This window comes from Pseudomonas sp. TZ252, from assembly GCF_056110345.1.
The window spans coordinates 2,557,818-2,583,342 of the sequence record NZ_CM148566.1 but is presented as its reverse complement, the minus strand read 5'-3'; the positions used below and the strand labels follow the sequence as shown (position 1 = coordinate 2,583,342).

At 69.7% G+C, this 25,525-nt stretch carries 21 protein-coding genes; 17 read left to right on the top strand and 4 right to left on the bottom strand.

All coding sequences use genetic code 11. The features are described from left to right. Nucleotides 1-56: 56 nt before the first annotated feature. From tagH to tagQ, 12 genes are all read left to right on the top strand, one after another. Nucleotides 57-1,532: a type VI secretion system-associated FHA domain protein TagH gene (tagH, locus tag ACYAF3_RS11875; RefSeq protein ID WP_073668294.1), complete on the top strand. Its 1,476-nt coding sequence runs from the start codon at nucleotides 57-59 to the stop codon at nucleotides 1,530-1,532. Between the two features lie 44 nt (nucleotides 1,533-1,576). Further along, entirely contained in the window at nucleotides 1,577-2,041 is a 465-nt protein-coding gene (tssJ, locus tag ACYAF3_RS11870) for a type VI secretion system lipoprotein TssJ (RefSeq protein ID WP_003083660.1), read from the top strand. Nucleotides 2,042-2,056: 15 nt separating this feature from the next. Beyond that, the gene (gene tssK, locus ACYAF3_RS11865; protein WP_003115052.1) at nucleotides 2,057-3,391 is read left to right on the top strand and encodes a type VI secretion system baseplate subunit TssK; all 1,335 of its coding nucleotides are present in this window, start codon (nucleotides 2,057-2,059) and stop codon (nucleotides 3,389-3,391) included. Nucleotides 3,392-3,397: 6 nt separating this feature from the next. Next, nucleotides 3,398-4,747: a DotU family type VI secretion system protein gene (locus ACYAF3_RS11860; RefSeq protein ID WP_003118500.1), complete on the top strand. Its 1,350-nt coding sequence runs from the start codon at nucleotides 3,398-3,400 to the stop codon at nucleotides 4,745-4,747. Continuing rightward, on the top strand, nucleotides 4,744-8,274 hold the full coding sequence (gene tssM / locus ACYAF3_RS11855; protein WP_105579359.1) for a type VI secretion system membrane subunit TssM: 3,531 nt from the start codon (nucleotides 4,744-4,746) through the stop codon (nucleotides 8,272-8,274). Before ACYAF3_RS11860 ends, tssM begins: the two co-directional genes overlap by 4 nt. Beyond that, nucleotides 8,271-8,951, top strand: a complete 681-nt coding sequence (gene tagF / locus ACYAF3_RS11850; protein ID WP_003106966.1) for a type VI secretion system-associated protein TagF — start codon at nucleotides 8,271-8,273, stop codon at nucleotides 8,949-8,951. The genes tssM and tagF overlap by 4 nt, the downstream gene beginning before the upstream one ends. A gap of 9 nt (nucleotides 8,952-8,960) precedes the next feature. After that, on the top strand, nucleotides 8,961-9,689 hold the full coding sequence (gene pppA, locus ACYAF3_RS11845; protein WP_003106965.1) for a serine/threonine phosphatase PppA: 729 nt from the start codon (nucleotides 8,961-8,963) through the stop codon (nucleotides 9,687-9,689). 7 nt (nucleotides 9,690-9,696) lie between these two features. Beyond that, entirely contained in the window at nucleotides 9,697-12,795 is a 3,099-nt protein-coding gene (ppkA, locus tag ACYAF3_RS11840; protein ID WP_016252829.1) for a serine/threonine protein kinase PpkA, read from the top strand. Next, entirely contained in the window at nucleotides 12,792-13,511 is a 720-nt protein-coding gene (gene tagT / locus ACYAF3_RS11835; RefSeq protein WP_003114657.1) for a type IV secretion associated ABC transporter ATP-binding protein TagT, read from the top strand. Before ppkA ends, tagT begins: the two co-directional genes overlap by 4 nt. Continuing rightward, complete coding sequence (tagS, locus tag ACYAF3_RS11830) at nucleotides 13,511-14,710, top strand: type IV secretion associated ABC transporter permease TagS (RefSeq protein WP_003083634.1); 1,200 nt, start codon at nucleotides 13,511-13,513, stop codon at nucleotides 14,708-14,710. Before tagT ends, tagS begins: the two co-directional genes overlap by 1 nt. Continuing rightward, nucleotides 14,703-16,415: a type VI secretion system-associated regulator TagR gene (gene tagR / locus ACYAF3_RS11825; protein ID WP_003106615.1), complete on the top strand. Its 1,713-nt coding sequence runs from the start codon at nucleotides 14,703-14,705 to the stop codon at nucleotides 16,413-16,415. Before tagS ends, tagR begins: the two co-directional genes overlap by 8 nt. A gap of 61 nt (nucleotides 16,416-16,476) precedes the next feature. Further along, entirely contained in the window at nucleotides 16,477-17,391 is a 915-nt protein-coding gene (tagQ, locus tag ACYAF3_RS11820) for a type VI secretion system-associated lipoprotein TagQ (RefSeq protein WP_003106614.1), read from the top strand. A 229-nt stretch (nucleotides 17,392-17,620) separates the two neighbouring features. On the opposite strand, the gene ACYAF3_RS11815 is transcribed toward tagQ, so the two are convergent. The 3 genes from ACYAF3_RS11815 to prlC all read right to left on the bottom strand — a co-directional run bounded on the left by ACYAF3_RS11815 (nucleotide 17,621) and on the right by prlC (nucleotide 21,085). Continuing rightward, nucleotides 17,621-18,679 (bottom strand): PA0069 family radical SAM protein, encoded by a 1,059-nt coding sequence (locus ACYAF3_RS11815; RefSeq protein WP_088003201.1) that lies wholly within the window; start codon nucleotides 18,677-18,679, stop codon nucleotides 17,621-17,623. 88 nt (nucleotides 18,680-18,767) lie between these two features. Continuing rightward, entirely contained in the window at nucleotides 18,768-19,043 is a 276-nt protein-coding gene (locus ACYAF3_RS11810) for a YheV family putative zinc ribbon protein (RefSeq protein WP_009875645.1), read from the bottom strand. Beyond that, complete coding sequence (gene prlC / locus ACYAF3_RS11805; protein ID WP_003083621.1) at nucleotides 19,040-21,085, bottom strand: oligopeptidase A; 2,046 nt, start codon at nucleotides 21,083-21,085, stop codon at nucleotides 19,040-19,042. Before prlC ends, ACYAF3_RS11810 begins: the two co-directional genes overlap by 4 nt. A gap of 77 nt (nucleotides 21,086-21,162) precedes the next feature. Here prlC and ACYAF3_RS11800 point away from each other — a divergent pair, with 77 nt between their 5' ends. From ACYAF3_RS11800 to ACYAF3_RS11790, 3 genes are read left to right on the top strand one after another with little or no spacing between them, the layout of a single operon-like run. After that, entirely contained in the window at nucleotides 21,163-21,705 is a 543-nt protein-coding gene (locus ACYAF3_RS11800) for a gamma carbonic anhydrase family protein (RefSeq protein ID WP_003106612.1), read from the top strand. Beyond that, a complete protein-coding gene (locus ACYAF3_RS11795) occupies nucleotides 21,698-22,363 on the top strand; it encodes an HAD family hydrolase (RefSeq protein WP_003106611.1) in 666 nt (221 codons plus the stop codon). The genes ACYAF3_RS11800 and ACYAF3_RS11795 overlap by 8 nt, the downstream gene beginning before the upstream one ends. A gap of 32 nt (nucleotides 22,364-22,395) precedes the next feature. Then, nucleotides 22,396-23,379: a hypothetical protein gene (locus ACYAF3_RS11790; RefSeq protein WP_003114660.1), complete on the top strand. Its 984-nt coding sequence runs from the start codon at nucleotides 22,396-22,398 to the stop codon at nucleotides 23,377-23,379. Between the two features lie 7 nt (nucleotides 23,380-23,386). Here the strand turns inward: ACYAF3_RS11790 and ACYAF3_RS11785 are convergent, their stop codons facing one another. Continuing rightward, nucleotides 23,387-24,514, bottom strand: a complete 1,128-nt coding sequence (locus tag ACYAF3_RS11785) for an aminopeptidase (protein ID WP_003118564.1) — start codon at nucleotides 24,512-24,514, stop codon at nucleotides 23,387-23,389. 91 nt (nucleotides 24,515-24,605) lie between these two features. On the opposite strand from ACYAF3_RS11785, the gene ACYAF3_RS11780 reads away from it, so the two are divergent. Beyond that, nucleotides 24,606-25,022, top strand: coding sequence for a PA0061/PA0062 family lipoprotein (locus ACYAF3_RS11780; protein WP_003083614.1), 417 nt, complete (start codon nucleotides 24,606-24,608; stop codon nucleotides 25,020-25,022). Nucleotides 25,023-25,078: 56 nt separating this feature from the next. Continuing rightward, nucleotides 25,079-25,516, top strand: a complete 438-nt coding sequence (locus ACYAF3_RS11775) for a PA0061/PA0062 family lipoprotein (protein ID WP_003083612.1) — start codon at nucleotides 25,079-25,081, stop codon at nucleotides 25,514-25,516. Nucleotides 25,517-25,525 lie beyond the last annotated feature (9 nt).

Sequence of the window (25,525 nt, the reverse complement as noted above, 5' to 3'; positions counted from 1 at the left end):
CGGGCACGGGGGTGAGCGCCTGGAAGAGCCGGGCGCTGGCAATGCAAGGAGTAGCAATGCCGCTGCGATTGACCATCACCAGCTACCACAAGCTGACCCCCGGTCAGTGTTCGGAAAAGGTACTGGACCAGGGACAGCTGACCATCGGTCGGGGCCCGGACAACGACTGGGTCCTGCCGGACCCGGAGCGCCTGGTCTCCAGCCGCCACTGCACCATCCTCAACCGCGACGGGGTGTACTACCTCACCGACACCAGCACCAACGGCGTGCTGCTGGTCAATGCCGGGCACCGCCTGCGCCGCGGCAACAGCGAGCCGCTGCAGGACGGCGAGACCGTCCGCCTCGGCGAATACGACATCCTCGTCCAGCTCGGCCATGACATCGCCCTGCCCGGCAGCGGCAATCCGCAGACCGATCCGTTCACCAGCTTCGACGCCCTGATGAGCCGGCAGGCCGCCGGATCGGCGCCTGCCTTCGCCGAACCGGCGCCCACCCCGCACCCCGCGGTGACGGCGCATTTCCAGGGCGGCTCGCCGCTGGACACCAAGCCCGACCTGTTCGACTTCCTCACCCCGCCGCCGCCCGGCGCGGCGCCGCGTCCGGACCATGTACCGGCCGAACAGCACGACTTCCGCCCGCCGGAACCGGTGATCCCGCCGCCCCCCGCGACCACCCCGGCGCCACCGCCCGCTGGCGGCGCACCGCTGATTCCGGCCGACTGGGACCCGTTCGCCGAACTGCTCGGCAACACGCCCGCGCCAAGCGCCACGCCCGTCGCCCAGCCGCTGCCGACGGCCGAACCGACGCCGCTGGCGATGCCCTTCGCCGACCCAGGGATCACCCAACAGCCACAGCCACAGCCACAGCCACAGCCACAGCCACAGCCACAGCCAGCGAGCGTGGCGGCGCCGACGCCGCCGGCAAGCGCCGCCGCGTCGGCCGGCGGCAACCTGCTGCAAGCGTTCCTGCGCGGCGCCGGCATGACCCAGTTGAAGGTCGACCCGGCCGGCGCCGAAGCGCAGATGGAAGCCATCGGCCGCAGCTATCGCGGCCTGGTGGAAGGACTGGTGGACGTGCTGCGCGCGCGGGCCAGCCTGAAGGGCGAGTTCCGCATGGCGCAGACCATGATCCAGCCGGTGCAGAACAACCCGCTGAAGTTCGCGCCGAACGTCGACGAGGCCATGCTGCTCCTGCTGCGCCGCGACAACCAGGCGTTCATGGCGCCGGATCGCGCGGTGGCCGACAGCTTCGAAGACCTCAAGGCACACCAGCTGGCGGTGATGGCCGGCGTGCAGGCCGCCATCCGCCACCTGCTGGCGCGCTTCGAACCGGCCGCGCTGGAAGCCCGCTTCGGCAAGCCGGCCGGGCTTTCCGGCCTGCTGCCGGGGGCCCGCCAGGCACAGAACTGGGACAGTTTCACCGAGCTGTACGCGAAGATCCTGCGCGAGGCGGAGGACGACTTCCAAGAGCTTTTCGGCCGCGAATTCAGCCGCGCCTACGAGGAACACAGCGCTCGACTACGGCGTTCCTGACGCCAACGAACACCAGGAGAAACAACGTCAATGAGGACGACACCATGCAGAAACTGATCGTCGCGCTGTTCGGGCTGCTGCTCGCCGCCTGTTCGTCCAGCCCGCCGGAAACCCCGCCGACCCGGGTGGTGATCTGGCTCCACGCCGCACCGAACCTCAACCCGTCCGCCGCCGGCCAGGCGGCGCCGCTGCGCCTGCGGCTGTACGAGCTGAAGAAAGACACCGCGTTCGGCCGCGCCGACTACTTCGCCCTCACCGACAACGCCCAGTCGACCCTCGGTGGCGACCTGGTGGAGCAGGACGAGTTCCTCCTGCGTCCGGGCGAGGAACGGCGCATCGAACGCACGCTCGACGAGCAGACCCGCCAGCTCGGTTTCGTCGCCGCCTACCGCGACCTCGACCGCGCCACCTGGCGCCAGGTCCTCGACGTGCCGGGGCAACGCACCAGCCATCTCGACATCACGCTCGGCGCGCAGGCCATCGGCATCGTCGCGCGTCCCGCGCCCTGAACCTTCGGAGTCCCTATGTCCTGGAATAACCGCGTGGTGTGGTCCGAAGGCATGTTCCTGCGGCCACAACATTTCCAGCAGCACGACCGCTACCTGGAAACCCTGGTGGATGGCCGCTGCCGCTCGCTCCTGGCGGGCGGCTGGGGCTTTTCCGAGCTGAAGCTGGACGATGCCCTGCTGACCCAGGGCAAGCTGGCCATCGTCAGCGCCCGCGGCGTGCTGCCGGATGGTACGCCGTTCAACATCCCCGCCGACGATCCGGCGCCGGCGCCGCTGAATGTCGAGGAAAGCCTGCGCGATGGCATCGTCTACCTCGGCCTGCCGCTGAAGCGGGTCGGCACCCGCGACACGGTAGAGGAGGGCGAGGCCCTCGGCGGCGCCCGCTACGTCAGCCAGGTGCAGGAAGTGCGCGACGACAATGCCGCCTTCGAGAGCCGCGCCCCGGTGGCCCTGGGCAGCCAGGCGTTCCGCCTGCTGACCGAGCGCGACGGCCTCGGCGAATACGCCGCGGTGGGCGTCGCGCGGGTCCGCGAGAAGCGCGCGGACCAGGCCCTGAGCCTGGACGAGGACTACCTGCCGCCGGTGCTCGACATTGCCGCCGCGCCGCCCCTGGCGTCCTTCGCCAAGGAGCTGCTGGGCCTGCTCCACCAGCGCGGCGAAGCCCTCGCCGGGCGGGTGGTGGCATCCAGCGCCGGGGGCGCCTCGGAAATCGCCGACTTCCTGCTGCTGCAACTGGTCAACCGCGCCGAGGCCCTCACCGGTCACCTGTCCCGCGTGCGCCCGCTGCACCCGCAGGAGCTGTACCGCGAACTGGTGGCCCTGGCCGGCGAGTTCTGTACCTTCACCGCCAGCCAGCGGCGTCCCGAGGAGTACCCGGTGTACAACCACGACGACCTGGCCGCCAGCTTCGCCCCGGTGATGCTCGCCCTGCGCCAGGCGCTGGCGACGGTGATCGACGCCAAGGCGATCGCCATCCCGATCGTCGAGAAGGCCTACGGCGTGCACGTCGCGATGCTCAGCGACCGCAGCCTGATCGACAACGCCAGCTTCGTCCTGGTGGTGCGCGCCGACGTCCCCGGCGAGAGCCTGCGCGGGCACTTCCCGCAGCAGGCCAAGGTCGGCTCGGTGGAGCACATCCGCGACCTGGTCAACCTGCAACTGCCGGGTATCGGCCTGCTGCCGATGCCGGTGGCGCCGCGGCAGATCCCCTACCACGCCGGCTCCACCTATTTCGAACTGGACCGCGGCAGCGCGCATTGGAAGCAGCTGACGCACTCCGGCGGCTTCGCCTTCCACATCGCCGGCCAGTTCCCCGGGCTGAACCTGGCCTTCTGGGCCATTCGAGGATAAGCAACGATGCCTCCCATCGACGATCCCTTCGGCACCCCGGCCGGCGGCGGCAACGGAAGCCCGCCCGACGACCGCACCATGATCATGCCGCGTCCCGGCGGCCGCGCCCCGGAACCGGCCGGCGGCCCCCGCGGCGGCGATCCCTACACGCCGCCGCCGATGGCCAGCCTGGCGCCGCTGAGCGGCCGCGGCGACGGCCTCAACCCGCTGGAGCAGGCCGCCGGCCCACTGCTGGCGATGCTCACCCGCCTGCGCAACACCATCGCCCATCCGGCGCCGGCCAGCCTGCGCGCGCAACTGCTCGGCTACCTGCGCCAGTTCGAGGAGAAGGCACGCCAGGCCGGCGTGGCGCCGGACGAAGTGATGCTGGCGCGCTACGTGCTCTGCACCGCCCTCGACGAAGCGGTGCTCAGCACGCCGTGGGGCAGCACCAGCGACTGGGGCAAGCAGAGCCTGCTGATCACCCTGCACAACGAGGCCTGGGGCGGCGAGAAGGTCTTCCAGTTGCTCGAACACTGCCTGCAGAACCCGCACCAGCGCCTGCACCTGCTGGAGCTGCTGTACCTGTGCACCAGCCTCGGCTTCGAAGGCCGCTACCGGGTCATGCACGACGGCCGCAGCCAACTGGAGGCGCTGCGCGAGCGCACCGCGGCGGTGATCCGCAGCACCCGCGGCGAGTACGAGCACGAACTGTCGCCGCACTGGCGCGGCCTCAGCGTGATGCGCGACCGCCTTTCGCAATACCTGCCGCCGTGGGTCGGTATCGCCATCGGCCTGGCCTTGCTGCTGGCCTTGCTGTTCGGCCTGCGGATGAAGCTGGCCGCCGACGCCGAGCCGGTGTTCAAGCGCATCCACGCCATCGGCGAGATCCCGGTGCAGGCCATCGACCGCCCGGCGGTGCAGCCGCGGGTGATCGAGCGGCCACGCCTGGCGCGCTTCCTCGCCGACGACATCAAGGCCCAGCGGGTGGCGGTGGAGGACGCCGTCGACCGCTCGGTGGTGACCATCCGCGGCGACGAGCTGTTCGCCAGCGCCAGCGCCAGCGTGCGCGACGAGTTCCAGCCGCTGCTGCTGCGCATCGCCGACGCCCTGCGCAAGGTCAAGGGCCAGGTGCTGGTCACCGGCCATAGCGACAACCGGCCGATCGCCACGCTGCGCTACCCGTCCAACTGGAAACTGTCCCAGGCCCGCGCCCAGGAGGTCGCCGACCTGCTCGGCGCGACCACCGGCGACGCCGGCCGCTTCACCGCCGAAGGGCGCAGCGACACCGAGCCGGTGGCGAGCAACGCCAGCGCCGAAGGCCGCGCACGCAACCGCCGGGTGGAAATCACCGTATTCGCGGAGGGCGCGCAATGAAAGGCTTCCTCAACTTCTTCGCGCGCTGGGTGGTGCCGGTGCTCGGCCTGCTCGCCCTGAGCCTGATCATCTGGTTCCTCGGCCCGCTGCTGCGCCTGGGCAACTACGAACCGTTGGCCTCGGCGACCAGCCGCTGGGTGCTGATCGTCCTGCTGTTCCTGGTCTGGATCGGCTTCCGCGTGCTGCGCATCGTGCAGGCCCGGCGCAACGCGGCGAAGGTCATGCAGAGTCTCGCCGAGGTCAGCGCGCCGGACGCCGCCAGCGTCGCCACCGCCGAAGAGCTGGCGACCCTCAAGCAACGCATGGACGAGGCCCTGGCCCTGCTCAAGCGAGCCAAGTTGGGCGGCAGCGAGCGGCGCAACCTGTACGAGTTGCCCTGGTACGTGATCATCGGCCCGCCCGGTTCGGGCAAGACCACCGCGCTGATGAATTCCGGCCTCGACTTCCCGCTCGCCGCGCAGATGGGCGCCGGGGCGATCCGCGGGGTCGGCGGCACGCGCAACTGCGACTGGTGGTTCACCGACGAAGCGGTGCTGCTGGACACCGCCGGCCGCTATACCACCCAGGACAGCCACGCCCAGGTGGACAAGGCCGCCTGGCTGGGCTTCCTCGACCTGCTCAAGACCCAGCGCAAGCGCCGCCCCATCGATGGCGCGTTCATCGCCATCAGCCTTTCCGACCTGCTGCTGGGCAGCGACGCCGAGCGCGCCGCCCATGCCCAGGCGATCCGCGCACGCATCCAGGAGCTGTACCAGCAGCTCGGGGTGCGCTTCCCGATCTACGTGATGCTGACCAAGTTCGACCTGGTGCCGGGCTTCATGGAGTTCTTCGACAGCCTGAACCGCGAGGAACGCGCGCAGGTCTGGGGGATGACCTTCGCCCTCGACGACGGCAAGAGCGCGGAAGGCCCGCTGGCGGTGTTCGACAGCGAATTCGCCCTGCTCGAACAGCGTCTCACCGCGCGCCTGGTGGAACGCCTGCAGCAGGAGCGCGACCCGGCGCGGCGCGACCTGGTCTACGGCTTCCCGCAGCAATTCGCCGCCCTGCGCGAATGCCTCGGCGAGTTCCTCAACGGCGTGTTCAAGCCCAACCCCTACGAGGAACGCCCGCTGTTGCGCGGCCTGTACTTCACCAGCGGAACCCAGGAAGGCAGTCCGATCGACCGCCTGATCGGCAGCATGGCGCAGTCGATGAACCTCGACCGCCAGCACCTGGCGCGGCAGACCGGAACCGGGCGCAGCTACTTCATCGAGCGGCTGTTCCGCGAAGTGGCGTTCGGCGAACGCGGCCTGGTCGGCACCAACCCGAAGGTCGAGCGCCGCCGCAAGTGGCTGACCATCGGCGCGCTGAGCGCCACCGCGCTGGTGGTGCTGGCGGTGACGGCGGTATGGATCGCCAGCTACCGCGCCAACCAGAGCTACATCGCCGCGGTCGACCAGCGCGTCGACCCGCTGGCGCGCGGCATCGAGTCGCTGAGCCCGGCCCAGCGCGACGTCCTGGCCGTACTGCCACAGCTCAACGCGGTGCAGAATCTCGCCGGCGACGCGCCGAGCTGGGCCGAAGGCTACGGGCTGTACCAGGGCGACATGCTCGGCGAGGAGTCCGCCAGCGTCTACCGCAAGTTGCTGATCGCAGTGTTCGCCCCGCGCCTGGTGACCCGCATCGAGGAACAGTTGCGCTCCGGCGGCAGCAGCGATTTCCTCTACGAGGGCCTGAAGGCCTACCTGATGCTCGGCAGCCCGGACCATTACGACGCCGACTTCATCAAGGCCTGGATCAGCCTCGACTGGGAACGCAACCTGCCGCGCGACCTCTCGCCGGAACAGCGCCAGGCGCTGCACGCGCACCTCGACGCGTTGCTCGAACGACGGCCGCCGTCGGCGCGCCTGGACCAGGACCTGGTCGAGGACCTGCGCCGCCAGTTGCAGCAACTGCCGGTGGCGCAGCGGATCTACGACCGGGTCAAGCGGCAGAGGCTGCCCAAGGACGTGCCCGACTTCCGCATCAGCGACGCCGCCGGCCGCGACGCGCCGCTGGTGTTCGCGCGCAAGAGCGGCAAGCCGCTCACCGACCCGCTCAGCGGCTTCTTCACCTACCGCGGCTATCGCGAGGTGTTCCTCACCGCCAGCCTCAGCCAGGCCGGCACCATCGCCGAGGAACAGTGGGTGCTCGGGCGCGACCTGAACGATGCCGGCGATGCCGCCAACCTGGCCCTCGACGTGCGTCGCCTGTACTTCCAGGACTACCTGCGGCAGTGGGACGACCTGCTCGCCGACCTTACCGTAGTGCCGATCACCAATGTCACCCAGGCCGCCGACGTGCTGCGCATTCTCTCCGGACCGACCTCGCCGTTCCGCAAGCTGCTCGAGGCGGTGGCCCGCGAGACCGACCTGCAGAAGGGCGACCGGCTGGTCGCCGCGCAAGTGAAGAAGGCCGCCGACGGCACCGTGGACAAGCTCAAGCAGCGCCTCGGCTCGCTGGTCGGCCAGGAGGAAGAGGGCGCCCGCGAACAGCCGCGGCAGGTCGACAGCGACCCGATCAGCGCCCACTTCGCCGAACTCAACAGCCTGGTCAGCAAGGGCGAGGGCGGCAACGAGCCGGCGCCGATCGACAGCCTGCTGGAAGACATGAACGCGCTCTACGTGCAGGTCAGCGCCATGGCCGGAGCCAGCGGCGACTCGCTGCTCGGCGACGCCAAGAACCAGGTGGCCGCCGCCGCCTCGCGCGTGGCCCTCAGCGCCGAGCGCCAGCCGCCGGTGGTCCAGGGCCTGGTGAAGAACGTGGTCAACTCCACCACCAGCAGCATGATGGGCAGCGTGCGCAACCAGCTCAACGCGGCCTGGATCAGCGACGTGGTCAGCGTCTACCGGCAATCCCTGGCCGGGCGCTACCCGATCGCCGCCGGCAGTTCGCGCGACGCCACCCTGGAAGACTTCGGCCACTTCTTCGGTGCCGGCGGGGTGATGGACAGCTACTTCCGCCAGTACCTGCAACCCTACGTCGACACCTCCGCCAGCACGTGGCGCTGGCAGCCCGGCGCGGCGCAGAAGCTCGGCATCAACCCCGGCGTGCTGCACACTTTCCAGCGCGCAGCGGCGATCCGCGACGCCTTCTTCCGCTCCGGCGGCATGCAACCGACGGTGCGCTTCGAGCTCAAGCCGGTGACCATGGACGCGGCGATCAGCCAGTTCATCCTCGACCTCGACGGCCAGCAGCTGACCTACGACCACGGCCCCAGCCGCCCGGTGGCGATGCAGTGGCCGAGCGCCAACGGCCTCGGCGTGGTCCGCCTGACGGTGACGCCGCCGCCCAGCAGCGGCCGTTCCGGCCTGACCCTGGAAGGCCCCTGGGCCTGGTTCCGCCTGCTCGACCAGTCGGACCTGGAACGCGGCAACTCGCCGGACCGCTTCACCCTGCGGCTGCGCATCGACGGCTCCAGCATCGCCTGCGAGCTGCGCGCCAGCAGCGCCTTCAACCCCTTCAAGAGCCGGGTCGTGTCCGGCTTCAGCCTCCCGGAGCGCCTTTGAACAGCGTCGGTTTCTACGGCAAGCTGGCCGGCCGCGGCGATTTCGTCAGCCGCGGCCTGCCGAACACCTTCGTCGAACCCTGGGACGCCTGGCTGGCCAGCGGCATGCGCGCCAGCCAGGACGAGCTCGGCGCGGCCTGGCTCGACGCCTACCTGACCAGCCCGCTGTGGCGCTTCGCCATCGCCCCCGGCCTGCTCGGCGGCGAAGCGGTGACCGGAGTGGTGATGCCGAGCATCGACCGGGTCGGTCGCTATTTCCCGCTGACCGTCGCCTGCCTGCTACCGGCGAACGCCGACCTCGGCGGGCTGGTCGGCGGCGACGACGGCTGGTTCGAACAGGTCGAGAGCCTGCTGCTCTCCACCCTCGAACCGGAGGCCGAGGTCGAGGCCTTCGAGCAGGCGGTGGCGCAGCTCCCGGCACCGCCCTGCGGACCGCGCATCGAACAATCGCTGATCAGCGGCAACCTGCTGCGCAGCGAAGCGGTGACCCCGGCGCAGCGCCTCGCCGCGCTGGCCCAGCACGCCTGCGACGGCGCCAGCCACTGGTGGGGACGCGGCTCGGCACGGATCTCCGCCGGCCTGATGCGCTACCAGGGCCTGCCGCCGGCGCCGGCGTTCGGACGATTCCTCACCGGAGAGGGCGAGGTGATCCCGCTCTTTCCCGGCATACCCGGTTAAGGACAACTGATGGTGCCCAACTCAGTCAGCTACTACAGGTCGGCCAGCTACAGCCACGTCGGCATGGTCCGCAAGGTCAACGAAGACGCCAGTCTCGACGCCCCCGAGGCGGGACTCTGGGTGGTCGCCGACGGCATGGGCGGCCACGCCGCCGGCGACTTCGTCAGCAGCCTGATCGTCGATACCCTGCGGCGCATCCCGGCGGCCTCCTCGCTACCGGCCTATGTCGGCGCGTTGCGCACCGGCCTCGCCCAGGTCAACGAGCGGGTTCGCCAGGAGGCCGGCCTGCGTGGCGTCAGCGTGATGGGCAGCACCCTGGTACTGCTCGCCGCGCGCGGCAACCAGGCGAGCTGCCTGTGGGCCGGCGACAGCCGCCTGTACCGCCTGCGCGGCGGCGTGCTGGAAGCCATCTCGCGGGACCACAGCTACGTCCAGGAGCTGCTCGACAACGCATTGATCAGCGAGGAAGAGGCGCGCCACCATCCGCGCGCCAACGTGGTCACCCGCGCGGTCGGCGTGCACGAGCAACTGGAACTGTCGGAAGCCGCGCTGCACGTGCTGCCCGGCGACAGCTTCCTGCTCTGCAGCGACGGCCTCAACAAGACCGCCGACGACAGCGAACTGCGCGACGTGCTCAGCCACAGCGATCCCTATGCGGTGGTCCGCAGCCTGGTCCACCTGGGCCTGACCCGCGGCGCCCCGGACAACATCACGGCCCTGGTGGTCAGGGCCTTCTGAGACGGACATGGACATAGAACTTCCGGGATTCGACATCGAACGCGAGCTGGGCGAAGGCGCCATGGCCACGGTCTACCTGGCCACCCAGCGCTCGCTGCAGCGCAAGGTGGCGCTGAAGGTGATGGCCGCGGCGCTGGCCGCCGACCCGAGCTTCGCCGAACGCTTCCTGCGCGAAGGTCGGACCCTGGCGCGGCTGTCGCACCCGAACACGGTGACCATCCACGACATCGGCAACGTCGGCAGTTGCTACTACATGGCCATGGAATACCTGCCCAACGGCACGCTCAAGGAGCGCATCCAGCAGGGCCTCGATCCCGAGCTGGGCCTGGTCTACGTACGGCAGGTGGCCGCCGCGCTCGGCTACGCGCACTCCCAGGGCCTGGTGCATCGAGACGTGAAGCCGGCCAATATCCTGTTCCGCGCCGACGGCACCGCGGTGCTCTCGGACTTCGGCATCGCCAAGTCGATCGAGGACAATACCCAGTTCACCCAGGTCGGCTTCGCCGTCGGCACCCCCAGCTACATGAGCCCGGAGCAGGCCCGCGGGCAGGAGATCGACGGCCGCGCCGACCTCTACGCGCTGGGCGTGGTGCTCTACGAGATCCTCACCGGCAAGCTGCCCTACAACGGCAAGGATTCGCTCTCCACCGCCCTGGCCCACCTCACCGAGCCGCTGCCGGAACTGCCGATCGAGCAGGGCCGCTACCAGGACATCCTGCGCCAGTTGCTGGCCAAGGACCCGGCCGAGCGCTTCCCAACCGCCGGCGCGCTGATCGCCGCCCTCGACCGCCTGGCGCCGAGCGCCCTGGAAGCCACCCAGATCCGTCCGCTGGCGACGCCGCAGGGCTCGCCGCGAGCGAGCAACCCGCCGCCGGCCGAACCCGCGCCCATGCCGCCCGCCGACCTCGGCGGCCTGCAACCGGTATCGATCCAGTTGCCGCCGGTCACGCCCAGCGCCGGCGGCGCCACGCCGCCCCCGCCTCCGCCATCGCAAGCGGCGAAACCGCCATCGCCCCCGCCGCCTCCGCTGCCACCGGCGAAGCCGCGTGCCGGCGGCAGCCGCACGCCGCTGATCGCCGCCGCCGCGGCCGCCGTGCTCCTGGCGATCGGCGGCGGCGCCTGGTGGCTGCTGGGCTCGGGCGACGCGCCGAGCGCTGCCGATCCAGCGCCGCTGGGACAGACGCCGGCGGACAAGCCGCAGCAGCAGACCCCGGTGGCCGATGCCGAACAGGACGGCGGCGAGCGTCCGCTGCTGATGCCAGGCAAGAAGACCCTGTTCCAGCGCGTCCTGACCAAACCCGGCGCGGCCATCTCCGCCGAGGCTGGCGGCCCGCCCCGGGCCGGCGCGGTGCCGGCCTTCTCGGTGCTCTACGTGTACGCCCGCAAGCAGGTCGGCGGCAGCCCCTGGCTGCGCGTCGGCGCCTCCAGCAACGGCGAGGGCGACGGCTGGCTGCCGGCCAGCGCGGTGAGCGACTGGAAGCAGAGCCTGGTGCTGAAGTTCACCGAACGCTCCGGCCGCGCGCCGGTGATGTTCCTCAACAGCGCCGAGCAGGTCGAGCGCCTGCTCGGCGATACCCGCGCAGCGCGCGACACCCTGACCCAGGCGGTGGATCACAAGGGCGATCCGCAGGTGGTCGCGGTCGAGCCCAACGACCGGGCGATCCCCCAGGACCAGTTCTACCTGCTGCCGATCTTCGACTCGAAGGAAAGCTTCGACGCCGACGGCCAGCCGGCGCAGTTGCTGGAGGTCGCCTCGATCGACCCCGGCGGCAGCGCCGCGGCACCCCAGGCGCCGGGCCAGGCCGGGCAGGGCGGCGCCAGCGGCGCGGCGAGCGACACCTTCCGCACCGGCATCGTCCTGGTGGTGGACACCTCGGTGTCGATGCAGCCCTACATCGACCGCGTGCGCGAGGTGATCGACGGCCTGCAGCGGCAGATCGGCGAGCGCGGCGACCTGGACAAGGTCAGCTTCGGCCTGGTCGGTTTCCGCAACAACACCGACAAGACCCCCGGCCTGGAATACGTCAGCAAGACCCTGGTGCCGCTGCAACCGGGCAACGACGCGCAGCGCTTCGCCGAGTTGAGCAGCCAGGTGCGCGCCACCGACGTCTCCAGCCACTCGTTCAACGAAGACGCCTTCGCCGGGATCATGCAGGCGGTCGACGAAATGGACTGGTCGCCCTACGCCGGGCGCGTGGTGCTGCTGGTCACCGACGCCGGCGCGCTGCGCAAGAACGACCCGCTCGGGCGCACCCAGATGAACGAGGCCGAGGTCCGCCAGGCGGCGCTGCGCAAGGGCGTGAAGATCTATGCCCTGCACCTGCGCACCCCGGCCGGGAAGAACAACCACGGCTACGCCGAGCAGCAGTACCGCAGCCTCACCGCCGACGCCAACCCGAAGATCGCCGACCTCTACATCCCGGTGGCCGGCGGCGAGGTGAACGCCTTCGGCAACACGGTGAAGGAGATCGGCACGGTGTTCGCCGACCTGGTCCACGACGCCGGCAACCGCAAGCCGCAGGCGCCGCGCTTCGACGCCGCGCCAAGCGTGGCGAGCAAGTCGGCGGCCATCGGCTACGCCATGCAGATGGAATTCCTCGGTCGCCGCGACCCGGTGCGCGCGCCGCAGGTCGTCACCGCCTGGACCGCCGACCGTGACCTGACCAACCCGGCGCTGCCGGCGTTCCAGGTCTGCGTGCTGCTGAGCAAGCTGCAACTCAACGAACTGCAACAGTCGCTGAAACTGATCGTCGACGCGGCCAAGCGCACCCAGACCTCGCCCAAGGACTTCTTCCAGGAAATCGCCAGCGCCAGCGCCTACATGAGCCGCGACCCGGCGCAACTGGTGAAGGGCAGCAACCTGGCACAGAGCGGCGTGCTCGGCGAATACCTGGAAGGCCTGCCGTACCGCAGCAAGTCGCTGAACATGACCCAGGACCTCTGGCTGTCGCTGAGCGTCGCCGAACAGCAGGACTTCATCGACGAACTGGAGTCGAAGATCCGCCTCTACGAAACCTTCCACAACGACGTCGCCAACTGGGTCCGGTTCGGCGACGCCGACGCCGGCGACGCGCTGTACCGCGTGCCGCTGTCGACGCTGCCATGATCCTGCGCCTGCACGAGGTCGCCCGCAGCCACGGCGCCGGTCGCCAGCGCTACCGCCTGCGGGTGCCGGCGCTGGAATTGCGCGCGGGTCGCCAGCTGGCCATCGTCGGCCCCAGCGGCTGCGGCAAGAGCACCCTGCTCGACCTGCTGGCGCTGGCCCTGGCGCCGGACCCGGGCGGGCGCTTCGAATTCCTCGCCGGGGAACGCCCGCAGGACATCGCCGCGCTCTGGCGCGACGGCCGCCAGGACCGCTTGGCGGCGCTGCGCCGGCAGCACTGCGGCTACGTGCTGCAAAGCGGCGGGTTGCTCGAGTTCCTCGATGTGCGGCGCAACATCGGCCTGCCCTGCGCGTTGCTCGGCGCCCCGTCCGCCGAGCGCGTACAGGCGCTGGCCGAGCGGCTGGAAATCGGCGACCAGCTGGACAAGAAACCGGCGGCGCTGTCGGTCGGCCAGCGCCAGCGGGTCGCCATCGCTCGCGCCCTGGCGCATGCGCCGCGCCTGTTGCTGGCCGACGAGCCGACCGCGGCGCTCGACCCGCTGAACGCCGAACGGGTGATGCGCCTGCTGGTGGAGCAGGCCCGCGAGCGCGGCGCCTGCACCGTGGTCGCCACCCACGACGAGCGCCTGGCTCGCGCCGCCGGCCTGGAAGTCCTGGCCATCCGCTGGCAACGCGAGGCCGACGACAGCGTCGGCGCCTGCCTCGAGGAAGTTGGCTGATGCGCGCCGGCCTGCTGCTCTCGCTGGCCTGGGCCGACTACCGCGGCGAGGCGCGCCTGTCGCTCTGCGCGATCTTCGCCCTGGCGGCGGTGATCACCCCGCTGCTGGTGCTGTTCGGCCTCAAGTACGGCCTGGTCAGCACCCTCACCGAGCGGCTGGAGCGCGCGCCTTCTGTGCGCGAGATCATTCCGGTCGGCGGCGCCCGCTACCGTGCCGAGGACATCGCCGCCCTGGCCGCACGCGCGGACGTCGCCTTCGCCGTGCCGCGCACCCGGCAGATCGCCGCCACCGCCGACCTCAGCGGCGGCGGCGAGACCGCCCTGAGCGTCGAGATGATTCCCAGCGCCGCCGGCGACCCGCTGCTGGCCGGCCTGCCGCAACCCGACCGGCCGACCCGCGTGGTGCTCAGCCACGGCGCCGCGGAAAAACTCGGCGCCCAGCCTGGCGAGCGCATCGTCGCGCGCATCGGCCGGCGCATGGATGGCCAGGCACAGAGCCAGCGCCTGGAGCTGGAAGTGCTCGCGGTGCTGCCGCAGGAGCGTTTCGCCCGCGACGCGCTGTTCGCCCCGCTGGCCCTGCTGGAAGCCGCCGAGGACTATCGCGACGGTCGCGCGGTGGCCGCCTACGGCTGGCCGGGGAAGGCCGGCGAGACCCCGCGCGCACGCATCTACCCGGGCTTCCGCCTGTACGCCCGAGACCTCGATGCGGTGGAAGGGCTGCGCCGGCACTTCGTCGCGAGTGGCGTGGAAGTCGCCACCCAGGCCGAGGCCATCGCCCAGGTGCGCAGCCTCAGCCGCAACCTCGGCCTGGTGTTCTGGATCGTCGCCGCGCTGGCCATCGGCGGTGCCTTCGCCGCCATCGCCGCCAGCAGCCTGGCCGCCGTCGAACGCAAGCGCCGCGCCCTGGCGGTGCTACGTCTGCTGGGCTTCCCGACCGCCGCGCTGGTCGGCTTCGTCATGCTCCTGGCGCTGTTCAGCGCCGTCTTCGGCCTGTTCCTCGCCGGGCTGCTGTACGCCGCCACGGCCGGCGCGCTGAACCACCTGTTCGACAACCAGAGCGGCGAGTTCGTCTGCCGCCTGCTGCCCAGCCACTACCTGACGGCGCTGCTCGCCACGCTGCTGTGCAGCGTCCTGGCCGCCGCCAGCGGCGGCTGGCGCGCGGCGCGGATCGAAGCCGCAGAGGGATTACGCGATGTTTGAGAAAGCCATTCTTCCGCTCGCCCTCGGCGCCTGCCTGGCATTTGCCGCGCCGGCCTGGGCCGAAGGCGACTCGCCGGACAATCCCAAGCCGCTGGCCGACGACGTCGCCCTGCCGCTGCCGTGTGGCGGCGAGATGGTCTTCCGGCATGTCTACGTACTCGCCGAAGGCGCCCTCGACGATCGCGAGGTCAACCTCGGCTACGCCTTCAACGAAGGCGAGGCGGGCTACCAGCAGTCGTTCATCTCCGGCTACCGGCGCGACTACGTGAACGGCCAGTTCAGCCTCGCCGACCTGGCACCGGCCTGGCAGCAGAAGCTCTCCGCCAGCCTGCCGAAGCCTGCCGCCGGCACCCCGCTGAAGCCGATGCTGTACTTCATCGGCAAGTACGAGGTGACCGCCCGCCAGTACGCCGCGGTGATGAGCCAGGCGGCCGCGCTCTCCGGCCAGGGCGAGGCGCCGGCCTGCGACGTGCCGGACGGGATGGCCGCGCGGCTGCCCAAGGTCAACCTCTCGCGCTTCGACGCCGAACGCTTCGGCGCGGTGTACAGCGCCTGGCTGCTGAAGAACCACCCGGAACTGCTGCCGGTCAGCGGCCGCGGCAAGAATCCCGAGGACGGCGGCATCGGCTTCGTCCGCCTGCCCACCGAGGTCGAGTGGGAGTTCGCCGCGCGCGGCGGCCAGGCGGTAAGCCGCCAGGAACTGGAAGGCCGGCTGTTCCCGCGCAAGGTCGAGGGCAGCGACCAGGAAGGCCCGCTGGGCGACTGGGCGGTGTACAACCAGGTCGCCGGCGGCACCGGGCAGGCCGCGCGACTGTTGCCGGTAGGGATGAAGCGGCCGAACCCGCTGGGCCTGTTCGACGTGATCGGCAATGCCGCGGAGATGGTCCAGGAGTCCTTCCAACTGGTCCACGCCGGTCGCCGGCAGGGCACATATGGCGGTTTCGTGGTGAAGGGCGGGAACTATCTCGAAGGCGAGATGACTCTATTCACCGGGATGCGCCGCGAATACCCGCTGTTCGCCGCCGACGGCAGCGAACAGCGCAACGAGACCACCGGTTTCCGCGTCGCCATCGGCGCGCTGTCCGCGCCGCGCTCGCGCTATCCCGAGCTGTTCGCCCAATGGCAGAAGGAAGGCCGACTAGCGGCATTGACCGATGCCATCGATGACGCTCAAGATCCCACCAAGCAATTGGACGGAATCATTGCCGCCACCCGCGACCCGCAGATGCAGGCGCAGTTGGCCCAGATAAACGAGGAGCTCAAGCGTAACGTTTCGTTGATCGCCCGGCAGCGCGAAGAGGCCGCCGGAAACCTGATACAGTCGGCGGCACTGGTCGCCGAGACGATCAACAACTACAACATACGCCTGACCAACCTCAAGAAGGACAGGGAGAAAGCCGTGGCAGCCAGGGATCAGGCGACCGCCCAGCTCTATGCCGGCGCCATCGCCAACGGGCGCAGCGCCCTCGATGGCGCATTGGCCATCTACATCGACAACCTCGCCACCGGCACCCGTTACACCGACGCGGTGATCCAGGCGCAGTTCCAGCGCATCCAGGAAGAACTCAATCGCAACCCGGTTCTGGGCAAGAGCCTGGTCAAGCGCGCGACCCTGTTCGTCAAACACGTCGGAGATTATCGCCAGCAGCACCGGGCCGAGCCGGAGGCGGTATTGAAGGAATTGCTCGCGTCCAGCGGGCGTTGAAGGAGTTCCGTCCGGCCCCTCTCGGCAGCCGGGCGGTTCATCAAACCAGGAGTGAGATGCAATGAGCCAACCCAGCGAAAACCGTTTGATCACCTCGGCGCGCTACGCGCTCTGCCTGTTGACCGCCAGCGGCGTGCTGCTCAGCGGCTGCGCCAGCAGCGGCGTCGGCTCGGTCGCCCAGACCACCCGCGCGGAATACTACCCGTCCTGCTACGAGCCGGTGTCGCACCTGCGCAGCACCGATAACGCAGTGCGCAATTCGGCCATCACCGGCGCCATTACCGGCGGCCTCCTGGGCGGCCTGGCCGGCGGCCTGGCCAGCGACGAGAACCGCGGCCGCAATGCCGCCCTCGCTGCCGCAGGCGGCGCCCTGGCCGGCGGCGCGGCGGGCTACTACATGGAGAAGCAGAAGCAGATCAGCGATGACCGCGCGCGCATCGGCTCCTACGGTACCGACGTCGACCGCAGCACCGTCGAGATCAACCGTAGCGTGGCCTACGCCAAGTCGGCGCAAAGCTGCTACCAGAGCCAGTTCAAGGCTCTGCTCGACGGTCGCAAGAACAAGTCGATCAACGAAGCCGAAGGGCGCAAGCGCCTGGCCGAGATCGTCAGCGGCCTGCAGGAGACCAACGCCTTGCTGGTCGCCGCCAACGGCCGTGCCGGCGAGAACATCAGCAACTACACCCAGGCCTACGAGAAAGACCTGCAGCAGGTCGGCGTACCGCGCGCCGAGGTGACCAAGGTCGCCGAGGCCGAGAACCGCGCCAGCACTACGAAAGGCGGCAGCAAGCCCAAGACCGGCAGCAATCCCAAGGTGCCGAAGGAAGCGGTCGCCACCGAGCAGACCATCCGCAAGGCCCAGGACGCGCAAAGCGAAGGCAACAAGGTGGCCTCCCAGGGCCAGGGCATGATCCGGGAAGTCTGCAACAGCCCGGACATGGGCGACTGGGCGCCGCCGAGCTGCGCCAAGGCCTGATCGGCCTCGTTACCGGCACGAACGCGACGGCGACCTTCGGGTCGCCGTTTCGTTGAGGGGGCTGGCGCGCTGACCCGACCGGCCTGAAGGTCGAGCGTTCGCCGGGACGGCTGCTTCCGACGTTTCCGGCTTCCCGGCGGCAGCGGTTCTTCCCGCAGGGCGGATATCGCCACCGGCACGCTCCGCCGCTACTCCGCCCTATACGAAATGCTGCACCGCGGGGAAAACGCTAGAACAACGCCATCTGCGCCCCCGGAACGGCGAACCGGCTGCAATCCAGCCCGAAGCCCTCGCGGCGCTCCAGCCCGAGGCGCTTCATGGCCACCGCGAAACGCTGCGCCAGCAGGTCGGCGAACGGTCCCTGGCCACGAAAGCGGTGGCCGAAGCGGCTGTCGTAGACCTCGCCGCCACGGCATTGGCGGACCAGGCTCATCACATGCTCGGCGCGTTGCGGGTAGTGCGCCGCCAGCCATTCCTCGAACAGCGGGCCGACTTCGCGCGGCAGGCGCAGGAGCATGTACGCGGCGCTGCGCGCGCCGGCATCCCGCGCCGCCTGGAGCAGGCGCTCCAGCTCCATGTCGTTGACCATCGGGATCATCGGCGAGCAGAGCACGCCCACCGGGATGCCGTTGCCGCTGAGCGTGCGGATCGCCCGCAGTCGCGCCGAGGGCGCCGCCGCGCGCGGTTCGAGAATGCGCTTCAGCTCGTCGTCGAGGGTGGTCAGGCTGATCATCACCGCCACCAGGTTCTGCTCCGCCAGTTCGCGCAGCAGGTCGAGGTCGCGAAGGATCAGCGAGCCCTTGGTGACGATGGTCAGCGGGTGACGGAAGCGCAGCAGCACCTCCAGCACCTGGCGGGTCAGGCGGCGTTCGCGCTCCAGCGGCTGGTAGGGGTCGGTATTGGCGCCCAGGTTGATCGGCGCGCAGCGATAGCCGGGCTTGCTCAGTTCCTGCTCCAGCGCGCTGGCGACGTTGCTCTTGGCGATCAGCCGGGTCTCGAAATCGATCCCCGGCGAGAGGTCCCAATAGGCATGGCTGGGCCGCGCATAGCAGTAGATGCAGCCATGCTCGCAACCACGGTAGGGATTGATCGAACGATCGAAAGGGAGGTCCGGCGACTGGTTGCGGGAGATCACCGTGCGGGCGATCTCCTCGCGCACCTCGGTGAGCTGGATCGGCGGCACGTCCTGCTCCCAGCCATCGTCGAAGGCCTCGCTGTGGGTCGGGGCGAAGCGGTTGAGGGGGTTGCTGGCGGTACCGCGACCGCGCGGGGGCAGGGGAGCGCTCATGAGGGAAACCCGGCGAAATACTGTATATGGATACAGTATCGCACCAGGCCCCGGCCCACAGCCATCGCCGCCGGTCGGCGGCGAGCGGTCAGGCGTCGGGCTTCTTCTTCAGCTTGGGATTGGGGAAGAACTGCACCGACTGCACCTTCGGGTTGGCCGGCTTCAGCGCGTTCTGGTTGACCCGCGTACCCAGCTCCTTCGGGATCGACTGGCCCTGGGCGTTGAGCGTGTCGGCGTAGCCGCAGGCCACGCATTCGCGGTGCGGCACGCCGTCCTCTTCCCACATCTGGATCTTGTCCTGTTCGCTGCACGCCGGGCAGACCGCCCCGGCGATGAAGCGCTTCCTGGTGATCGCCGGGCTCATGCGGCCTCCCCGACCAGCCCGGAGTGACGCAGCAGGGCGTCGATGGACGGCTCGCGACCGCGGAAATCGACGAACAACAGCATCGGCTCGCGGGAGCCGCCGCGGGCCAGGATCGCCTCGCGGAAGGCACGCCCGGTATCGGGGTTGAACACGCCTTCTTCCTCGAAACGCGAGAAGGCATCGGCGGACAGCACCTCGGCCCACTTGTAGCTGTAGTAACCGGCCGCGTAGCCGCCGGCGAAGATGTGCGCGAAGCTGTTGGCGAAGCGGTTGTACGCCGGCGGACGCATCACCGCCACTTCGTCGCGGATGCCCTCGAGCACCTGCAGCACGCTGCGGCCGTCGCCGTGGGTGGCGTGCAGCTCGAAGTCGAAGAGGGAGAACTCCAGCTGGCGGACCATCATCATCCCGGACTGGAAGTTCTTCGCCGCCAGCATCTTCTCCAGCAGGTCCTGCGGCAGCGCCTCGCCGGTCTCGTAGTGGGCGGAGATCAGCGCCAGGCCTTCCGGTTCCCAGCACCAGTTCTCCATGAACTGGCTGGGCAGCTCGACGGCGTCCCAGGCCACCCCGTTGATCCCGGAGGCGGCGGCATGCTCGACGCGGGTCAGCAGGTGGTGCAGGCCATGGCCGAACTCGTGGAACAGGGTAGTGACCTCGTCGTGGGTCAGCAGCGCCGGCTTGCCGTTCACCGCCGGGGTGAAGTTGCACACCAGGTAGGCCACCGGGTCGATCAGCCGGCCCTGGGCGTCGCGCCGGCGGTCGCGGGCGCCGTCCATCCAGGCACCGCCGCGCTTGTTGGCGCGGGCATAGAGGTCGAAGTAGAAGCGGCCGACGTGCTCGCCGTTCTCGAGGATCTCGAACAGGCGTACGTCGGCGTGCCAGCGTTCGAAATCGTGCAGTTCGCGGATCTGGATGCCGTAGAGGCGCTCGACGATGGCGAACAGGCCGGAAAGCACCTTGTCCACCGGGAAGTAGGCACGCAGCGCCTCCTGGGACACGCTGTAGCGCGCCTCGCGGAGTTTCTCGGCGTAGTAGCCGGCGTCCCAGCTCTGCAATTCGGTGCAGCCCTGCTCGGCGGCGTAGGCGCGCAGCTGCTCCAGGTCGCGGGCGGCGAACGGCTTGCTGCGCACCGCCAGGTCGCGGAGGAAGCTGAGCACCTGGTCGCTGGACTCGGCCATCTTGGTCGCCAGCGACAGCTCGGCGTAGTTGGCGAAGCCGAGCAGGCCGGCCAGCTCCTGGCGCAGGTCGAGGATCTCTTCCATCACCGGACCGTTGTCGTTCTGCCCGGCGTTCGGGCCCTGGTCGGAGGCGCGGGTGCAATAGGCGGCGTATACCTCTTCGCGCAGGGCGCGGTCATCGGCATAGGTCATCACCGCGTAGTAGCTGGGGAACTCCAGGCTGATCAGCCAGCCGTCCAGGCCCTTGGCCTCGGCGGCCTGCTTCATCTGGGCCTTGGCCGAATCGGTCAGGCCGGCCAGCGCGGCTTCGTCGGTGACATGCTTGGTCCAGGCCTGGGTGGCGTCGAGCAGCTGGTTGGAGAAACGGCTACCCAGCTCGGACAGGCGCGACTGCACCTCGGCATAGCGCTTCTGCTTGTCCGCCGGCAAGTCGATGCCGGACAGGCGGAAGTCGCGCAGGGCGTGTTCGAGGATGGTTTTCTGGGCCACGTCGAAGCCGGCCGCCTCGGGGCTCTTCGCCAGCGCCTCGTAGGCCTCGAACAGGGCGCGGTTCTGCCCCAGCTCGGTGGAGTAGGCCGACAGCTCCGGCAGACAGGCCTCATAGGCCTCGCGCAGCTCGGCGCTGTTGCACACCGCGTTGAGGTGGCTGACCGGACTCCAGGCGGCGCCCAGACGGTCGTTGAGTTCGTCCATCGCCAGCACCAGGCCCTTCCAGGTCGGCTGCTCGCGCTGGGTTTCCAGCAGGCGGGCGATGGCGGCGCGGTTATCGGCGAGGATCCGCTCGATGGCCGGCTTCACGTGTTCCGGGCGAATGGAGGAGAAAGGCGGCAGGTCGTAGGCCTGCAGAAGGGGATTCGCGCTCACGTTGGCAACCTTGGCTAAGGAAATACCCGACCATCTTAAATACAATCGGCGGCATCCGCAGCCTGAGGAAAACTATCGTGACCATTCGTTCCTACCAGGGCAAAACGCCACTGCTCGGCGAGCGGGTCTTCGTCGATCCCTCGGCCGTGCTCGTCGGCGACATCGAGATCGGCGCCGACAGCTCGGTCTGGCCGCTGGTGGTGATCCGCGGCGACATGCACCGCATCCGCATCGGCCAGCGCAGCAGCATCCAGGACGGCAGCGTGCTGCACATCACCCACGCCGGCCCCTTCAACCCGGACGGTTTTCCGCTGAGCATCGGCGACGAAGTGACCGTCGGGCACAAGGTCCTGCTGCACGGTTGCAGCATCGGCAACCGGGTGCTGGTGGGGATGGGCTCGATCGTCATGGACGGCGCGGTGATCGAGGACCAAGTGATCCTCGGCGCCGGCAGCCTGGTGCCGCCGGGCAAGGTGCTGGAGAGCGGCTTCCTCTACGTCGGCAGCCCGGCGAAGAAGGCCCGTCCGCTGAGCGACAAGGAGCGCGGCTTCTTCACCTACACCGCCGGCAACTACGTGAAGCTCAAGGACCTGCACATCGCCGAGGACTACCATGCGTGACGCCACGCTGCGCTACCCGAACATCCTCTTCGATCTCGACGGCACCCTCACCGACCCACGCGAGGGCATCACCCGCTCGGTGCAGTTCGCCCTCGCCCGCCTGGGCATCGACGAGCCGGACCTGGCGCGCCTGGAACACTTCATCGGCCCCCCGCTGTTGCAGTGCTTCATGCAGACCTACGGCTTCGACGAAGCGCGCGCCTGGGAGGCGGTGAACCACTACCGCGAGCGCTTCAGGGTCACCGGTCTCTACGAGAACCGCGTGTTCGACGGCATTCCCGAGCTGCTCGAAGCCCTGGTCGGACGCGGCCACACGCTCTACGTCGCGACCAGCAAGCCCGGCGTGTTCGCCCGCGAGATCGCCCGCCACTTCGCCTTCGACCGTCACTTCAAGGCGATCTACGGCAGCGAGCTGGACGGCACGCGCACGCACAAGGACGAACTGATCCGCCATCTGCTCGACAGCGAAGGCCTGGCAGCGGAGCATTGCCTGATGATCGGCGACCGCATGCACGACCTGCTCGGCGCCAGCCGCAACGGTGTCGCCTGCATCGGCGTCGGCTACGGCTTCGGCAGCGAAGACGAACTGCGCGCGCACCAGCCGACCCATTACTGCGCCGACCTCGCCGCCCTGCGGCAGGTGTTGGAATCCCACTGACCCATGCTCCGTTTCAGACAAGGACGCCTGACATGACCGACAATCCCTTCGCCACCCCCACCGCCCCGGTGCAGCCGCCGGCCAGAGAGGTGCCCGCCACCACCCAGCCCTATGCGTTCATCGCGGTGCTGGCGCTGGTCACCTGCCTGTCCTTCGCCGTAAGCCTGGGCATCCAGTGGTACAACGACATCGGCGAGATCCGCCAGCGTTTCTCCGAGCACCTGCAACTGATGGCGCCGCACTGGTTCACCGGCCTGGTGTTCTACGCGGCGGCCAACCTGCTGGTGCTGCATGCCTACCGCGAGAAGCGGCAGCTCGTCGAGTTCCGCCCGCTGGCGCTGCTGCTGATCGGCTACGGTCTGCTCAACCTGGTCTGCGGCATGCTCGCCGGGATCGGCCTGGCACCGCTGACGCTGCCGTTCTACCAGTGGGTGACGGCGCAATCCAGCTACGGCGTCTGGCTGATGGCGTTCAACGAAGCGATGAGCTGGGTCTACCTGCTCCTGGGCAGCCTGCTGCCGTTGGGGCTGGTGCTGCTCGGCAGCCGGGTGAACTCGCCGCGCCTGGCCGAAGGGGAAGAAGCCCGCGTCGCTGCCTGGCAGGTCGCCCTGGGCGCCGCGCTGTGTTTCGCCACGCTGTGTTTCAAGCTGATGCAGTTCCTTCCCTACGCCCTGCTGCGCTACGACGAGCCTTGGCTATACGGCCTGTACCTGAGCGGCGTGGCGCTGCCCGCGGCGCTGCTCTTCGGCGCCGTCTGCACGCGCCTGCCGGCGCGCCTGCAACGCTTCGCCGCCGGCCGCGCGCTGCTGCTCGCGGTGGTCGCCATGCTGCTCTGGAGCGTCGCGCTGCTGGCGGTCGGCGGGGGGCTGGCGCTGCTGATGATCCTCGGCCTGGCGCCCGCTGGCATCGGCTATACGCTGCTGGTGGCGCTGCTCGGCGTCGGCCTGTTGGCGCTGCTCTGGCCGATCGGCCGGCTGGCCACGCGCTGGTGCTACGCCGACCAGCTCGCCGCCTGAGCAGGCGTCAGGGCGCTGCGGCGGCCAGCCGCTGCAACGCCGCCTGGCGCTCCGCCAGGGGGAGCTGGCCAAGGGCACGGACCCGCGCATAGAACGCCGGCCAGTTGCCGCCGACCTGGCGGAACAGCACGGCGAACGCCGCCACCCATTGGTCGTAGAGGCCGAAGGGAAGCAGCTTGGCATTGTTGAACGGCGCGTCGATCCAGGCCTTGAACGGCGACTCGCCACCCCATTCGCGCTGGCTCAGCGCCGCGTACTCGCGGCGCAGGCGCTGGAATTCGGCAGCCTTGCCGGCACGCTTGGCGGCATCGTCCAACGGCCCGGCATAAAGTGCTTCGAGGCGCGCACGACTGGCCAGGACCAGCGCGGTGAACTGCTCGCGGCGCTTCTCCTCGCGGCCGTCCGCCGGCGGCAGTCCACGATACTCGCGCCACTGGCGGGTACCTTCCTGTTCGACGAAGGTGGCGAAGGATTCGTTGAAGGCGGTGTCGTCGCGCAGGTAGAACTTCTGGTGCGCCAGTTCGTGGAAGATCAAGGTCGCCAGCCGTTCGTCGTCCCAGCGCAGCATGCTGCTGAGGATCGGATCGTCGAACCAGCCGAGGGTCGAGTAGGCCTGCACCCCGCCGACGTAGACGTCGTCGCCGAGCGCCCGCTGGCGCGCCGCCTCGGCGCGCGCGGCGGCCTCGCTGTAGTAGCCGCGGTAGGCCACGCAGCCGGCGATGGGGAAGCAATGGGTGACCGGCTGCAGCGACAGCTCCGGGGTGGCGAACACGTTCCATACCACGTAGGGCCGGCCGATATCGGCGTACAGGCGATAGCTGCGGTTGTCCGGCAGGCCGAGGCGTTCGCTGGCGAATTGCCGGGCCTTTTCCGCCTTCGCCAGGCGTTCGCGCAAGCGCGCGTCGCGCTGCGGGTCGGCGATCACCGCGGCGGCCGGCTCGCGGGCGCGCAGCAGGGCGAACTGGCCGCTGGCCAGTTGCCCGTAGTAGGAGACGGTCGAGCAACCGCTCAGCGCCAACAGCGCCAGGCAGGGAACCCAACGGGGCAGTCGAAGGTCAGCAAGCGGATGGCGAAGGCGGCGTGGCATGGGCGGAACATAGCACAGCACGCGGACCGCCCGCCGCCCTACCAGCACCGGTCCGCGATCCGGCGAGGCGGAGGAACGCAAGGCGTTTTTCCAAGGCGCGACGGATGGCGGCCGGGTTAAAGGAGCTTCGGAGTCTTCTATGCGTACGCTGCTGCTTGCCGGTGGCCTGCTCGTCCTGAGCGGCTGCTCACTGCTGATGCCCACCCCCGACCCGAACCGCGCCTGGGTCGACCTCGATACCCAGCCCGACGCCGATCTCGCCGCCGTGGAAGTCGACGACAAGAGCTGGGACCGCACGCGCTACTTCGAGGTCGATCCCGGCACCCGCGAACTCACGGTGCGCTACCAGTTCACCGTCGACCCGACCAACATCGGCCCCGTGGACAGCCCGCTCTGGCGCGATTGCCAGCTCAACCTCAAGTTCAAGGACTTCAGCGCCGGCCAGCGCTACCGCCTGGAGGCCGGGCACATCGGCTTCCGTCCCTGGGCGAAGCTCTACGACCAGGACAACAGGGAACTGGCGCGCGGCCGCGAGGGACGCTGCGCGAAGGTCTGAACGGCGCAAGGCGAGGGCGCTATGCTAGGAGCTGAACGCCCTCCGGAGCCCGCCCCATGCGTCCACTCACCCGTCTCGTCCCGCTCGCGCTGCTGCTCCTCGCCGGCTGCGCCGGACCGCTGCCGCAGCCGGACCCGCAGATGGCCTGGGTCGAGCTGCGCAGCGCGCCGGCCAACACCCTGCTGGCCGAGCGCCTGGACGGCGAGCGGTTGAGCGACGGGCGCTACTTCCAGGTCACTCCGGGACGCCATGTGCTGGAGGTGCGCTTCCAGTACGAACTCTATGGCGGTTCCGGCGGCGGGGGCGGCGGCTTCGGCGAGCCGGTGCAGATCAACTGCTACCAGCAGGTGGTCTATGACGGCTTCGAGGCGGGCCGGCGCTATCGCCTGGAGGTGCGCCCGCAATTGCGCAGGGCGCTGGCGCTACTGAGCGACGAGCGTGGCGAGGTGGTCGCCCGTTCGAACTTCCAGACCAGCCGCTGCCCGCCGTACTGAAACGCAGCG